The sequence below is a fragment of the Phytoactinopolyspora limicola genome (assembly GCF_011320225.1).
Lineage (GTDB): Bacteria > Actinomycetota > Actinomycetes > Jiangellales > Jiangellaceae > Phytoactinopolyspora > Phytoactinopolyspora limicola.
This window is the reverse complement of the sequence record NZ_JAAOEN010000011.1, coordinates 1-14,558: the sequence shown is the minus strand read 5'-3', so window position 1 is coordinate 14,558 and position 14,558 is coordinate 1. Positions and strand designations below refer to the sequence as shown.

Below are 14,558 nucleotides of genomic sequence, written 5' to 3'. Positions count from 1 at the left end.
ACCAGTAGCGGCTCAGCGGTCGTCCCGGTCTGCGACGAGCGCGAGGATCTCGCGCAAGTCGTAACGTGCCTGGGAGGCATGCCCGTAGCGGGTGAGCTTGCCACGGCTGGCCCATTTCCGGATCGTTGCGTCGGGGACCCCGGCCACCATCGCCGCCAGTTCCGTGGTCAGGAGAGGAGCCGTGTCGCTAGACACTGACCGGGGGAACTGGCCAGAGTTCAGCGCTGGGCACCGGGCCCCCCTGGACCGGCGATTGGACTCGGTGGCCCCAGAGTGCAGCCGGCGGCGTTCTCGGCTGAACGCGCAGCGGATCTGGAAGTCGAGTGGCCGAGCGCCACGAGTGGTGACATGGGCCGTGCCGTCGCAACCACTCTGCTGGCACGGCCCCAGAGCGAGGCGGACACTCGAGGCTGGATCGAGCGCTTGGTTCGCTGTGATGGTGAGTTCATGGATCTCATTGACCGCGTCCCGGGCGGCAGAGTGGCTGGCCAGCCAGTCGATGTTGGAGACAAGGAATGCTGAGAGGGCCTTGACGCTGCGCTCGGGCCTCGTGCTGAGGCACCGTTCGTCAACGACGAGACTGGACCATGAAGCGAGGATGGTCATGATGTCGTCGCGAGCGATGTAGGCGGCCTGGTTCAGGGTGGTTGACCCTGGTCGGCTGCTCCGAACTCGTTCGGATATTGGGCGATGACGGTTCGTCAGGATGCCTTCACACTGGTTGTAGAGTATCGGCATCATTGTGAGTTCGTGCACCATCTGATCCAGACAGGCCGAACATAGCTGCACCCCACCGGTGCCACAAGGCGATTGCTCACACTGCATGGTCCCTCCATCAATGCATATCTCGCGGTGCAGAATGTGTCGGTAGCGTCGTCCTCTCTTCCGCTTGTTCTGTGGATTTACGTGTTCACCTGGTACGGAAGGGCGCTGCAGCCGGTGTGCCGGGGCGCCTCAGCTCTTGCTCCGATCAGCCGGGTGTCCTGTCCAGGAAATTGAATCTAGCGTTTCAGTCCGGTGCCTTTCGTTTGCCTTCAAGATTCACGTTCTAGACAGTAATCGCCGGTTGTTGCGGAACCGTTGACAAAGCATTGACACGCGTGGGTGGCGTTGGCGGTCGGGCATTTCTCAAACTGAAACTGAAATGTTGGTTATGCATATGCCGGCGGTCCTGTGCCGGGTCGAGTCCAGGGCGAGCTGCCTCGCTGGTCCGCTCCGGGCCGGTCCTGTTTCGGGTCGAAACGACATGTATCGGCAGGTACATAGTGGTCGGTTCGACATGAATCGCCCACTACGCAACTAATGTCTGGCCATCCGTCGGCGGCTGCCGCATGATGGGCAAAGTTCTACCTTGAGGGAGAGTTCCATGACGGTGCTGTTTCGCATCCTCGGACCGGTCGAGATCGAGGCACCAGACGGAACGCTGATCCTTCCACGTCGTCGTGAACGCTGCCTGCTGGCGGTGCTGTTGTGGGAGCTGAACCGGGTCGTTCCGGCCAGCCGGCTGGCCGAGTTGCTGTGGGACGGCGAGCCCCCGACCAGCGCCCGTCAGACCCTCCGTAGCCACGTTTCGCGAGTGCGAGCCTCGCTGAGTTCGTTGCCGTTGGACGAGTCCAGCGTCGAACTCGTCTCGGTGGGTGGCGGATACCGGATGGCCGCGGAGCCGGATCTGGTCGACGCGCACCGGTTCCGGATGCTCGTCGACCGTGCTCTCGCGCTTGATCACCCCTTCGAGCGGGTCAATCGACTCCGGAGCGCCCTCGACCTGTGGCGTGGCCCAGCGGTCGACAACGCTGCCAGCGACTGGTTGCGCGACCGGCTCTTCACCGATCTCGAAGAGCAGCGTCTGCGCGCCATCGAAAGGTTGACCACGGACGGCCTGACGATGGGCTGCGAGAACGTTCTACCTGAGCTGGCCCGTACGGTCAGTACCTACCCGGGACACGAACACCTCGCGGGGTTGCTGATGCGGGCCCTGTACCAGGCCGGACGTAAAGCCGAGGCGCTCGACGTCTACGACCGCACCCGGGTGTACCTGGCCGGTGAGTTGGGGCTCGACCCGGGGCGGGCGTTGCGCGAACTACACCAGTCGATCTTGCGCGATGAGCTCCCCGCGGTGCGGCCGGCCCAGCGCGTGGCTCGTCGGTTGCCGGTCCCTCAACAACTGCCCGCCGGAGTCGTCGGGTTCACCGGCCGGCATACGGAGCTGGAGGCGCTCGATGCGATGCTGACGGCCGACCCGAAGTCGGGCGCCGCGGCGGGGCTTGCGGTCGTCACGGGGACCGCCGGGGTGGGCAAAACCGCGCTGGTGGTGCACTGGGCTCGGCAGGTCGTCTCCAGGTTTCCGGACGGCCAGCTCTACGTGAACATGCGCGGCTTCGACGTCGGTGGCACCCCGGTCCGGCCCCCGGACGCGCTGCGGAGTCTCCTCGAAGCGCTCGACGTCTCGCCCGAGCAACTACCGAACACCATGGACGCACAGGTAGGGCTGTACCGGAGTGTGGTGGCCGGCAAGCGGCTGCTGATCGTGCTCGACAATGTGCACGAGGCCGAGCAGGTCCGGCCGCTGTTACCCGGAGACTCGGGATGTGTGGTGGTCGTGACGAGTCGCAACCAGCTCTCGGGGCTGGTTGCCACCGAAGGAGCCCACCGGCTTGCCCTCGGTCTCCCCTCGTTCCGCGATGCACGCGAACTTCTGGAGCGGCGGTTGGGTCGGGCATCGGTGGCCGTCGAGGCCGAGGCGGCCGATGAGATCGTCACCCGCTGTGCCCGGTTGCCGCTGGCGCTCACGATCATGGCCGCCCGGGCGGCCGCACGTCCGTGTTTCGCATTGCGCGCCCTTGCCGACGAGCTGCGCGACCCAGGGGGTTTGCTCGACGCCTGTAGCGACGTAGGTACCGCCGCGGATATCCGCACCGTGTTCTCGGGGTCGGTTCAGGCGCTCAGTCCCCATGCTGGGAGGCTGTTGCGGCTGTTCAGCGTGCATGTCGGCGACGACATGTCCGCGTCGGCGGCGGCCAGTCTCGCCGGAATGACGGTGGCGGCAGTGCGTCGGTCGCTCACCGAGCTTGCCCGTGGCAACCTCATCGTCGAGGTGCGGCCGGGCCGGTTCAGTATGCATGGCCTGTTGCGGGCCTACGCGGGAGAGCTGCTGCGGCTCGTCCACGGCGAAGACGACGTCCAACAGGCTCGGCGGCGCCTGTCCGACCACTACGTACACACCGCGCACGCGGCTGCGCTCTTGCTGCACCCGCACCGTCCGCCGATCGGACTCCCGGAGCCGGCTCTCGGAGTCCTGCCCGAGAGCTTCGGATATCAGGATGCCCTCGAGTGGTTCCTCTGTGAGGGGGATGTGCTCCTCGCGGTAGTGGCGCAAGCCGTCGAGGAGGGGGCGAGTGGCGTGGCGTGGCGGCTCGTGTGGGCTGCCGCGGACGTCGTCGAGCGGCAGGGCCTATGGGAGGTCTGGGCGCCAGTGCAGGTCAAAGCGCTGGACGCTACTCGTCGGCACGGCGACCTGGCGGGGCAAGCGAACATGCACCGCGAGGTCGCTCGGGTACACGTCGCACGTCGTGCCTTCGTGGAAGCCGCGGCACATGCCATCAGCGCCCGAGACATCTTTGGTGAGTTGGCCGATCGGGTCGGTGAGGCGCGAGCTCGGATCGACGTCGGGCTGGTGATGCTCGAGATGGGTGATGCGGACGAGGCCCTTCTCCAGCTGCGTCAGGGACTACTCGGCTGTCAGGCGGTGGAGGATGAGGCCGGCCACGCCGAAGCGCTGAGTATGATCGGCCGGCTGCACGCAACCCTCGGAGAACACGAACTCGCGCTGGAACACGCCCGTTCGGCCTTGACATTGCAGCATCAACTCGGTGACGCCATCGGGCAAGTAAAGACGCTCGAGTGCATCGGCCGATCGCTGCGACATACCAAGGAGCACACGCTAGCCGTCAGCTACTACGAACGTGCTCTGGCGTTGGCTCGACAACAGCGAGATCGGCATCGAGAAGTGGATATTCTCATTCAACTCGGGGACGTATACGTCGAGTCTGGTCTCACTGAGCTGGTCATGGAGACATGGCAGCAGGCGATAACTGTCAGTGAAGAAATCGGCCGTGCGGATATCCACGACATCCGAGCGAGATCCGATGAGGCGCTATTCGGATCTGCGTAGGCGATCGCCTCTCCCGATCGGCGTGTTTCGCGATAACCCATTTAGCCTGCTCGTTGGTACGTTTCACACTATTCTGCCATGTGTGAAGCCAGTTGATCAAGCCTTTTTCTTGATCCCCATGGGTATCCCTCATCGGCCTGCTGGATTGATCGGAATAGGGGTAATCCGACGGGTCGCGAGGCTCGCTGAGAAGGCAAATCCCATTTGAGGGAAAAGGAGAGAGGTGAAAGTGTGGAAATCTTTTTCGCATGGAACAACGTGTCATGGGTGAGCGGTCTGGGCGGCCACCGCCTCGATCTCGACCAGCAGGCGGGGATCGGCCAGGCCCTGGACGATGAGCAGTGTCGTCGCCGGCGGTGGATCGGTGAGCGCGTCGTGCGTGGCCGCCATGAACGGCTCGATGTCGGCACGGTTCGTGAGGTAGATGGTTGCCTTGACGATGTCGGTCGAGGCCATGCCCGCAGCGGCCAACACAGCCTCCAGGTTGTTGTTGGCCAGCCGGGCCTGGGCGGCGATTCCGTCCGGGATGTCGCCGTCGGCGTCGACGCCTACCTGGCCGGAGATGAAGAGTAGTCGCTGCGCCGAGAACACCTCCACACCGTGGCTATAGAACGGTGATGCCGGCAGGGTCGGGGGATTGACGGGTGTGAGCATAGAAGCCTCCAGGTCGGATGTGCTACTCGGCTGGGTGGTGATGACGTCGTCGGTTGTGCTGGGGCGAGTCGCGGAGTTCGCGGAGCCGGCTGAACTCCGCGACGATGGCGGTGCGGTGATCATGGTTGAGGCGTCGGGCTCGAGCCAGGAGCAGCAGTCCTTCGGTCATGAGGGCTAGGCGGGCGCCGGCCTCACGGGCGTGATCCGGCCCTACCTCGCGGAGAAGGACGTCGTCGATACGTTCGGTGCGTTCGGCGAGCGCGGGCCACACGGCGCCGGTCAAGAATGTTTCGTCGGGGCGCATCTCAACCGCGGCATTGGTGATCAGGCAGCCGAACCCGTCGTTCAGGGGCAGGTCGAACAGGGCCAGCAAGTACGCTTCTAGATCGTCTAGGGTGGCCTCTTCGCCGAGCCAGTGGTCGAGACGCTGTCGGGCAAATGCCTGCACATAGTGGGCGAAGGCGGCGCGGAACAGTCCGGCTTTGTCGCCGAAGGCGTTGTACAGGCTGCCGACGGTGAGGCCGGTCGCCTCCTCCAGCCGCGCCACCGATGCTCCGGTGTATCCGTGCCGGCGAAAGACGTGCATGGCGGCATCGAGCACGTCGGCGTCGTCGAACGATCGGGGTCGACCCATACCTCAATTTTAGAATTTATATTCCAGAATTGTCTACTGGAGATCGCAGCGTCTTTTCGCGGGCCCTGATGATCACCGCCGCCTCTTGCGCCCGGTGTCTGGCCCGGCCTAACCTAATAATTCATCTAGCGTTGAATTTTGAAGGGATCGCCATGGACACAGCCATCGAGGTCGACGATCTCGTCGTAGAGCGTGGCAAGCACCCGGTTCTGCACGGCATCAGCACTCGGATCCAACGCGGCGTCATCACCGGGCTGCTCGGGCCCAGCGGTAGCGGCAAGACCACCCTGATGCGCGCCATCGTGGGCTCGCAGGTGGTCAAGGCCGGAGACGTGCGGGTCTTTGGCTACCCGGCGGGGTCGGCTTCGCTGCGTCATCGAGTCGGCTATGTGACGCAGTCTCCGAGTGTGTACGGCGATCTCACCGTCGGCGAGAACGTCCGGTATTTCGCCTCGCTCTACAAATACGGTGCGACGGAGGCCGCTGCGGCTATCGCCAACGTGGGACTCGACGGCCACGAAGATCAGATGGTCTCGACGCTCTCGGGTGGTCAACGGGCGAGGGCGTCGCTGGCCTGCGCACTCGTCGGGCAGCCGGACATCCTAGTGCTGGACGAGCCCACGGTGGGGCTGGATCCGGTGCTGCGCGAAGAACTCTGGCGTCAGTTCCGGGCTCTGGCGGAGGCTGGTACTACCCTGCTGGTCTCGAGCCACGTCATGGACGAGGCCAACCGTTGTGACCGGCTCATCTTGATCCGGGAAGGTTCGGTCATCGCTGACGACGCGCCGGGTGCGATAAAGACGGCCGCCGATGCTGATGACATGGACAAAGCCTTCCTCACGTTGATCAGCGCACAGGGGGAGAAGGGCTGATGTCCGCACACATCCTGGTGGCTACCACCGGACGTATCCTCCGGCAGTTGCGACACGACCGCCGGACCATAGCGCTGCTGATCTTGATGCCAACGCTGCTGTTGACACTGCTGTACTTCATGTACGACGGGCAAGAGCAGGCGTTCAATCGGATCGCCCTCATCATGCTGGGCGTCTTTCCATTCATCATGATGCTGCTCATCACGAGTATCGCCATGCTCCGGGAGCGGACCAGCGGGACGCTGGAGCGGATGTTCACCACTCCGGTCGGCAAACTCGACCTACTCTTCGCCTACGGGATCGCCTTCGGCGTGGCTGCCACCGTGCAGGCGGCCGTGACGGCGTTGCTGGCGTATTGGCTGCTGGGGCTGGAAACCGCGGGCAGTGCGGGCCTCGTGGTTCTCATCGCGGTGGCGAATGCCGTCCTGGGCGTCGCGCTCGGCCTGCTGTGCAGCGCGTTTGCTCGCACGGAGTTCCAAGCCGTGCAGTTCATGCCCGTGGTGGCGGCGCCGCAACTGTTTCTCTGCGGGCTATTCGTCGCTCGTCCTGACATGGCCGGCTGGCTCGAAGGGATCAGCAATGTGATGCCGCTGTCGTACTCGGTGGAGGCCCTGATGGAGGTCGGCGCACATCCGTCGGCCACCGGAACGATGTGGCGTGACCTGATCATCGTGTTGTGTGTTGTTGTGGCGGCATTGGCCCTAGGGGCGGCTACCCTGCGCCGCCGGACTCCGTAGCGCCGCACCGCGTCCGGCCGACGGTGGAGGGTTTTCTGCTCGACGGTGGAGGGTTCTACCTGGCATAGCGGGTAAAACCCTCCACCGTCGTCTGCCCGTCGTCCCCGTCGTGCGCCTTGTTGGTATCATGCGTGGCATGTATGATGCGTCGCATGGTACCTGGTGAGGAGAAGATCTTGACGAACCTCCGCCGTGGTGCGCTGGAGTACTGCATTCTGGCGTTGCTTCGTGAAGGGGAAAGGTATGGCCTAGACATCGCCCGCGAGCTGACGGGTCGGTCGTTGCTGGCCAGCGAGGGAACCCTATATCCCTTGCTGTCGCGGCTACGCAAGGGCGGCCTGGTGGCGACGTCGTGGCGCGAATCCGACGCCGGCCCGCCGCGCCGCTATTACAGCCTGACACCAGACGGGCAACGTGCCGTGAACGTGTTCGAGGCGACATGGGTGCCGTTCAGGTCAGGTGTGGACGCAGTGTTGACGGGGAGGCCGGCATAGTGAGCGGGGCGAGTGAGTCCACGGAGGGATCGATGAACAACACGGAGATCGCGCAAGTCGGGCGCTATCTGACTGAACTTGAGGCGGCACTTGCCGAGCGTGCGGTAGCGGACCGGGACGACATACTCGCATCGGTGCGGGATCACATCGAGTCCGCTCTTGGCGACGACGATGTGAGCGAAGCCGACGTTGCACAAGTGTTGACGCAGCTTGGCGACCCGCTTGCCATCGCGGCGGAAGCCGCCGATCCCGACGTATCGGATCCGCTCGACCGGGGCGCTCGGCCTCGGTGGAGTGCCCGGTGGGTACCGGCCGCCGTCATCGCCCTGATCATGATCAGCTCGGTGTTGTGGGCGTGGTTCCTGCCCCTGATCACCCTCGCGGCGGGGATAGTTCTGCTGTGGGGGTCGGCGCTGTGGACACCCGGAGAGAAACTCGCCGGCACGGTGCTGTTGCCGGCACCGGCGGTCGCATGGTGGGGCCTGGGTATCGGATCGGTCGCGGACGAGATGTGCGTGGCCGAGTCGACCGGGGTCGAGGTCGGCTCGGGCCAGGCGGAGCAGGTCGACGTGGTGTGTGAAGGCGGCACCGCTGTGTGGGAGTCCGTCGTTGGTACCGGGCTCCTCGTCGCTGCCGTGCTGGGTGGGGTCATGGCGGCCGTGCTCTTGTACCGGCGCGGCATGACCCGAGCACATAGTTGAGCCGGTCGGGCCCCCACGACGTGCCGATCCGAGACTCTGTCAAGTACACCCAAGCGCAGCTTGGTCGTCGAGGACAGGATTCAGCCGTCAATGTTTGGCCTGTTGGACTAGACATGGGAGGTCTTGTGTCCCTGATTCTTGACTGACACCTCAAGACTGTCAGGGAGCTGATCCACATGCGTGATCGCTTGACCGTGATGACCGTCGGTGTCCTACTGCTGGTGGCCTCCTGCTCGGGCTCTGGATCTGAGGGCCCGTCGGCTAGTCGCACTGACGTGGGTTCGGAAGATCAGGGTGATCTGATCAGTGGTGGTTCTGTGTCCTTCGCCTTGGCTGGGGATCCCGGGGATCTGGATCCCTGGTCGTCGCTGTCGTCGGCCAACATCGGCATCGCGATGTTCGGTTACGACACGATCGTCAGTCTTGACGCCGACGGCCAGGTGGTCCCGGCCCTTGCCGAGTCGTGGACCGCGGAAGGCGACACGTGGACATTCGTCTTGAACCCCGAGGCTACCTGCGCCGATGGCTCGCCAGTGGACCCGAGCTTGGTGGCTGAGAACGTGAACTACGCTGCCGACCCGGACAACGGGGTGGTAATGGCCGGGGTCTTCTTGCCGCAGAACGCCAGCGCGGTCGCCGATGACGCCGCCGGTACGGTCGCCATCACGCTGGCGGAGCCGGCGCCCTTCTTCCTCCAAGGGCTCTATGGATTTCCGATCATCTGCCGGGCCGGGTTGGACGATCGGTCGACGATGCGCGGTGCCACTCAGGGGTCCGGGCCGTACGTCCTGGATGAGGCCGCTCCAGGTGACTCCTACACCTATACGATGCGCGACGATTACACCTGGGGGCCGGGCGGCTCTCGCACCGGGGAGCCCGGCCAGCCGGAGACGGTAACGTTGCGAGTCGTCGAAAACGAGACGACCGTGGCAAACATGTTGCTCGGCGATCAGCTGAACATCGGGTCGGTGGTGGGGCCAGATGTGGCCCGGCTGGAGGAGGCGGCGATGTTTCACGCCGACGTGCTGTCGCCAGCCGGTCAGATGTTCTTCAATCAGCGTGAAGGCATGCTCCTCGCGGACGAAGAGCTGCGCCGGGCGTTGACGATGGCGATCGATCGCAGCGAGCTGAACAGTGTCTTTTCCGGCGGACGAGGTCAGGAACCCGAGCAGCTTCAGGTATTCGCGATCACGTGTCCAACCGCCTCTGTCGCGGAGAACCTCCCCGGTCACGACGTCGACGGGGCTCGAGCATTGCTGGATGAGATCGGCTGGGTGACCGGCTCGGATGGTCTCCGAGCCAAGGACGGTCAGCAACTGACGGTGGCGTTGAAGTACGACGCCGGTAGCCCACAGATCCAGTCAGCGGCCGAGTTGGCCGTGGCCCGCTGGAAGGAGATCGGCGTGGAGGTCAACGCCGAGGCCACGGACGTCATCGGGAGCGCACTCTTTGGTGAGCTGGAATGGGATATCGCGTGGCAAGGGGTCGGCACACTGAACCCAGCGGCGCTCGTGCCGTTCTTCTCCGGTCCGACACCTCCGGACGGCAACAACTTCAGTGGCACCACGAATCCCGAGTACGACGCACTGACCGCTGAGGGTATGACGTTGCCCGCAGAAGAAGGATGCCAGTACTGGAACGACGCTGAGGCCAGCCTGCTCCGGCAGGTGAACCTGGTGCCGTTCTCCTACGCTGTTGTGCCCACGTATGGGAATGGGGTCACGTTCGCCATATCGGCGGGGCAGGTCCAGCCTCTAAGCATCCGACAGCACCGTTGATGGCCTCGGCATCCGGTCGGCGATCGTGATCACGCTGCTGGCCCGAACAAAGCCACCAACGCTTGTGGGAGAGTGCGCCGCCAGTTCAACAAGTCGTGGCCGGCCGCTTGTTCGTGGTAACCGACGAGTTCGTAGCCGCGCTGGATCAGCACGTCTCGCAGGTGCCGGTTTGCCGCGAGTTGGGACAGACCCGCGGCGAAGGGAAGCGGCGAGGTCTCCAGTTTCCCGACATCGACCCACACGCGAATGTCGCGCTGATCAGTCTTGTCGATCTGCCGGATGAGCCATTCCGGCTGATCGTCGCGGCCGGATCGTTGCGCTGATGGTTCGGCACCGTTCGGAGACGGGCCCCACCACACGGATGCTGACATCGACGCGACGGCGCCGAGAGCGTCAGGGCGGGTGAATGCCGTCCACAGCGCCGCCAAGCCACCGTAGCTGTAGCCACCGATCGCGACGTTGGTCGGCGCAGTGCTGAAGCCGACCTCGGTCCGTAGTTGCGGCAGGAGTTCATCGGCGACGAACGTTGGGAAGGCGGGGTGGCATGGGTATTCGACGATCCGGGATGACGAATCGACGTTGTGGACCAACAGGGCGACGAACGGCGTGAGGTGTCCAGTGTCGACGAGGTGGTCAAAGATCAGGTCGGACCGGATGCGGCTATCGAGCATGGTTTCGCCGTCTAACAGGACGACTACCGGCAGGTCACGAGTGTCGGCCCAGCCGGCGGGCCGCCAGGCGGTGACGGTTCGAGAGTTGTTGAGTACCTCTGACCACACCTGATGTGTGGTGAGCCGGCCAGCCGGAGCGTCAGCCCACTGCCACGGCAGGGGAGGTGCTCCAGGAAGCGTGAGTTCGGACTCCCAGAGCTGACCGGGTATTGGTGGGACGCCAGGGTGACTGATCGGATTGACGGGATCGGCGAAGCCGACTTCTTTGATCTCCTCGACATACGCGGCCATCACGGATGGGTCGCGACTGAAGGTGCCGTCGTCCAGGGATGTGGTCACCGGCCGCTTCTGGAACTGGTACAGCAAGGACACGTCGTCGTCGGCTGTTGTCTCCAAATACCACACGTCAGGCGCACCTGGAACCGCCGACATCGGCACGGATGGGTCGAGTCCGGGAAACAACGCGCACCGTACCGCGGGTTGCGTGGACCGGCCGATCAGCACGAAGGTCACCAGCACGGTGCCCTGCCCGACCGGCTCCACAAGCGGGCCTGCCGCGGTCGTCAGCTGACGAGACAGCCTCGCCCTGGCCAGCGCCGGATCGTCCACGAGGTCTTCAGCGAATCGGCGCAGAATGGTGCTTCTCATTCCGAATCTCGCTCTCGTCGTCGACGATGCGGGCGAGGCCCCTGGACGTTGACGCGGCGCCGAGGGGGCAACTGTCTTAGATTGGCACGCCGAGCTCGGGCGCGATGTGTTCGATGGAACCGTAACCGCGGCCCGCATATGTGCCGCCGCACTAACGGCGGCGTCATGGTTGGGGACAGCGGCGCGTCGAGATCATCGTGCCGATGGCGTGTCCACCGCGCGCGCTGCCCTCGAAGCCAACGGCGTGGACCGGCGCGACCGAGTGGGCGTTGAGCTGCCGTCACTGCGTTGCGTTGCGCTAACGCAAACTTTGGCGCTCTCCGTGCGGATGCCTCTGGAGGTATGTAGTCCTTGGTGCGGGGCGGGGTGGACGAGTGACTTCCTTGCTCCCAGTACCGACCGCAAGGAGGCGGGTTATGAGTCGAAAATCCAGGCGTCCGAGTGGGACGCCGCATCGTGTTCGGACCGTGGGGAGGAGGGCATTAGGCGTAGGGGCCGCTGCGACCATAGCGGTGGCCGGATACGCCGTACCGGCGTCGGCGGTTCTGAACAACTATCCTGATGAACCGGCTGAATCGGCCGCCAGTGTGGTGGATTCCAGCATCGTCGGAACAGATCTCGCTGGCGGCGGGCGCTCCGACGCTGGCTCTACGACGAATCCTGGCCCGAACAGTGAAGCTCTCAACGTCGATGTGCTGGGCACGCAACTGATCCAGCTAGGTGACCTCTCGCTGCCGCTGGATGAGTTCGTCGACTTCGGTCAGATGGGCGCACTTCATTCAGAGTCGGAGGCATCCGGCCCCTTGGATGCGCGCGCGATCTCGGGCCTGCTGTCTGGTGACGGCTCCGTCACCCTCGATGGCGACGACGCCGACTTTGGCGCGGCCGAGATCGACATGCTGTTCTTGTTCAATGAGTTGGGGCTCGACGGTGTCACCGATCTGCTGCTGGACGAAGCAACCCTGTTGCTGGGCGCGGGCGGCGCCGAGGTCATAGCGGAAGACGGCGAGTTCCTCGATCAGGACGGCGTCGGTGGACTCGGGCAATACCGGGTCGCCGAGGCAAGCCTGCTGCTGCGCTCTCCGGTTGTCGCCGAAGCTGCCGGCCAGATCTACGACATCGCCGGTGAGGTCGACCGGTTGACAGAGGAACTGGTCAACGAGCACCTCGATCTGGGACCGATCTTCGCGCTGCTTCCCGGCACGGACGTGAGCGTCACGATCGAATCGAACATGCAGGACGAACTGGTTGCGGACATCCTGACCCAGCCGATCACGAGTAACAACGAAGTCATCACCATTGACTTCTCGACGGGCACAGTGCAGATCCACCTCGACAAGATCATTTCAGGTGGGCTGGACCCGGACAAGCCGGCGGGAATCAACAACCAAGATCCCAACACGGAGCTCGTCTCGGTTGACACCTACCCGTTGATCGCCGAGACCGTCCACGACCTCATGCATGAGGTCATCAACATCATGGTTGGCGCTATCGAGGGTGCTCTGGACAGTGTGACCCTCCACTTCATGGCCGAGCAGAACCTCGGGCTAGGGAACGTCGCGAGAGCGACCTGGAGTGTGTCGCTGAACGGTGATGTCACACCGGTTGACTGCTCGGGAAGCACCGGCCTGGCCGGAATCGCCGCCTGCCAGACGTTGGCAGCGATCATCGACGCGGCGTCGGAAACCTTCCAGGCCGTTGTCGCTCCGATACGCGACTTCATTCTGAGCGATGCCGGTGAGAATCTCTACGAGCTGTTGGTCACCGATCTGAAGACGGGCGCGGTCACGATTCCCATCCGGGAAGCGCTGCGGCCGTTCGTCGACATGCTTGCTGAGTTCATCTCGATCCAGCTCAACCGTCAGGTCACCGCGACGTGCACAGCGGACGACGGCACGGAACACCTCAGCAGTCTGGAGGTCTCTGCGCTGAGCTTCGGCGTGATGCAAGCGGTAGACGGCGCCCGGCTCAACTTCGGGAACGCCGGTGCGCGGATCGACGCCTGCGAGCTGTTCGAGCTGGACCTGCTCCTGATAGCTGAGCCGGATGCGGTGTTCCCGGGTGAGACGACTGTGGTGACCGGTGAGGGGTATACGCCGGACTCGACGGTGACTGTGGATCTGTTGGATCCGGATGGCAATGTGATTGCGACGGTGACGGCGGAGACGGACGAGAATGGTTCGTTCGTGGTCGATCTGGTGGTGCCCGAGGATGCGGTGCCTGGTGATGGGTACACGGTCCGGGGTACGGACGACGCCACGGATGAGTTTGCCGAAGTGCCGTTCGAGGTGCTTGATCCGGCTCCGGTGTGTGTGGATCCGACGATTACGTTGGATCCGTCGTCGGTGTTGCCTGGTGGTTCGGTGACGGTGACGGGTACTGGGTTTGCTGCTGGTACTACGGCGACGGTGCAGGTTGAGGATGTTGATGGGAATCCGTTGTTTGATCCGGCGTTGACGGTGCCGGTTGATGATGACTGTGGGTTCTCGTTGGAGTTGGTGATTCCTGAGGACGCGACGCCTGGTGATTATGAGGTTGTTGCTGAGGATGAGGACGGTGGTAGTGATACTGCGCCGTTGATCGTCGAGGATCCGGGTCCGGTGTGTGTGGATCCGACGATTACGTTGGATCCGTCGTCGGTGTTGCCTGGTGGTTCGGTGACGGTGACGGGTACTGGGTTTGCTGCTGGTACTACGGCGACGGTGCAGGTTGAGGATGTTGATGGGAATCCGTTGTTTGATCCGGCGTTGACGGTGCCGGTTGAGGATGACTGTGGGTTCTCGTTGGAGTTGGTGATTCCTGAGGACGCGACGCCTGGTGATTATGAGGTTGTTGCTGAGGATGAGGACGGTGGTAGTGATACTGCGCCGTTGATCGTCGAGGATCCGGGCATTGACGTCGATGCGGATGTTGATGCTGACGTGGACGCGGATGTTGATGCTGACGTGGACGCGGATGTTGATGCGGACGTGGACGCGGATGTTGATGCTGACGTGGACGCGGATGTTGATGCTGACGTGGACGCGGATGTTGATGCTGACGTGGACGCGGATGTTGATGCTGACGTCGATGCGGATGTTGATGCTGACGTGGACGCGGATGTTGATGCTGACGTGGACGCGGATGTTGATGCTGACGTGGACGCGGATGTTGATGCTGACGTGGACGCGGATGTTGATGCTGACGTGGACGCGGATG

Annotated in this window: 11 protein-coding genes; 7 read left to right on the top strand and 4 right to left on the bottom strand. The window is 63.8% G+C overall.

Annotated features, from left to right (window positions below; all coding sequences use genetic code 11):
* Window positions 1–12 precede the first annotated feature (12 nt).
* Window positions 13–606, bottom strand: a complete 594-nt coding sequence (locus tag G8760_RS29955; protein WP_207782583.1) for a helix-turn-helix domain-containing protein — start codon at window positions 604–606, stop codon at window positions 13–15.
* A 760-nt stretch (window positions 607–1,366) separates the two neighbouring features.
* Here G8760_RS29955 and G8760_RS21395 point away from each other — a divergent pair.
* Entirely contained in the window at window positions 1,367–4,171 is a 2,805-nt protein-coding gene (locus G8760_RS21395; protein ID WP_166354869.1) for an AfsR/SARP family transcriptional regulator, read from the top strand.
* A gap of 261 nt (window positions 4,172–4,432) precedes the next feature.
* Here the strand turns inward: G8760_RS21395 and G8760_RS21390 are convergent, their stop codons facing one another.
* Together G8760_RS21390 and G8760_RS21385 are read right to left on the bottom strand one after the other, a co-directional pair.
* Entirely contained in the window at window positions 4,433–4,825 is a 393-nt protein-coding gene (locus tag G8760_RS21390; RefSeq protein ID WP_166354868.1) for a RidA family protein, read from the bottom strand.
* A 22-nt stretch (window positions 4,826–4,847) separates the two neighbouring features.
* Window positions 4,848–5,459: a TetR/AcrR family transcriptional regulator gene (locus G8760_RS21385; RefSeq protein ID WP_166354867.1), complete on the bottom strand. Its 612-nt coding sequence runs from the start codon at window positions 5,457–5,459 to the stop codon at window positions 4,848–4,850.
* A gap of 152 nt (window positions 5,460–5,611) precedes the next feature.
* Here G8760_RS21385 and G8760_RS21380 point away from each other — a divergent pair, with 152 nt between their 5' ends.
* From G8760_RS21380 to G8760_RS21360, 5 genes are all read left to right on the top strand, one after another.
* Window positions 5,612–6,331, top strand: coding sequence for an ABC transporter ATP-binding protein (locus tag G8760_RS21380; protein WP_166354866.1), 720 nt, complete (start codon window positions 5,612–5,614; stop codon window positions 6,329–6,331).
* Window positions 6,331–7,068, top strand: a complete 738-nt coding sequence (locus tag G8760_RS21375; RefSeq protein ID WP_166354865.1) for an ABC transporter permease — start codon at window positions 6,331–6,333, stop codon at window positions 7,066–7,068. The genes G8760_RS21380 and G8760_RS21375 overlap by 1 nt, the downstream gene beginning before the upstream one ends.
* Before the next feature lie 152 nt (window positions 7,069–7,220).
* Complete coding sequence (locus G8760_RS21370; RefSeq protein ID WP_166354864.1) at window positions 7,221–7,562, top strand: PadR family transcriptional regulator; 342 nt, start codon at window positions 7,221–7,223, stop codon at window positions 7,560–7,562.
* 32 nt (window positions 7,563–7,594) lie between these two features.
* Window positions 7,595–8,263, top strand: coding sequence for a DUF1700 domain-containing protein (locus G8760_RS21365; protein ID WP_166354863.1), 669 nt, complete (start codon window positions 7,595–7,597; stop codon window positions 8,261–8,263).
* Between the two features lie 176 nt (window positions 8,264–8,439).
* Window positions 8,440–10,041, top strand: a complete 1,602-nt coding sequence (locus G8760_RS21360; protein ID WP_166354862.1) for an ABC transporter substrate-binding protein — start codon at window positions 8,440–8,442, stop codon at window positions 10,039–10,041.
* A gap of 29 nt (window positions 10,042–10,070) precedes the next feature.
* On the opposite strand, the gene G8760_RS21355 is transcribed toward G8760_RS21360, so the two are convergent.
* Window positions 10,071–11,360 (bottom strand): alpha/beta hydrolase-fold protein, encoded by a 1,290-nt coding sequence (locus G8760_RS21355; protein WP_166354861.1) that lies wholly within the window; start codon window positions 11,358–11,360, stop codon window positions 10,071–10,073.
* 512 nt (window positions 11,361–11,872) lie between these two features.
* Here G8760_RS21355 and G8760_RS21350 point away from each other — a divergent pair.
* Window positions 11,873–14,558: choice-of-anchor G family protein (locus G8760_RS21350; RefSeq protein ID WP_166354860.1), on the top strand; the 2,686-nt coding region annotated here is incomplete at its 3' end.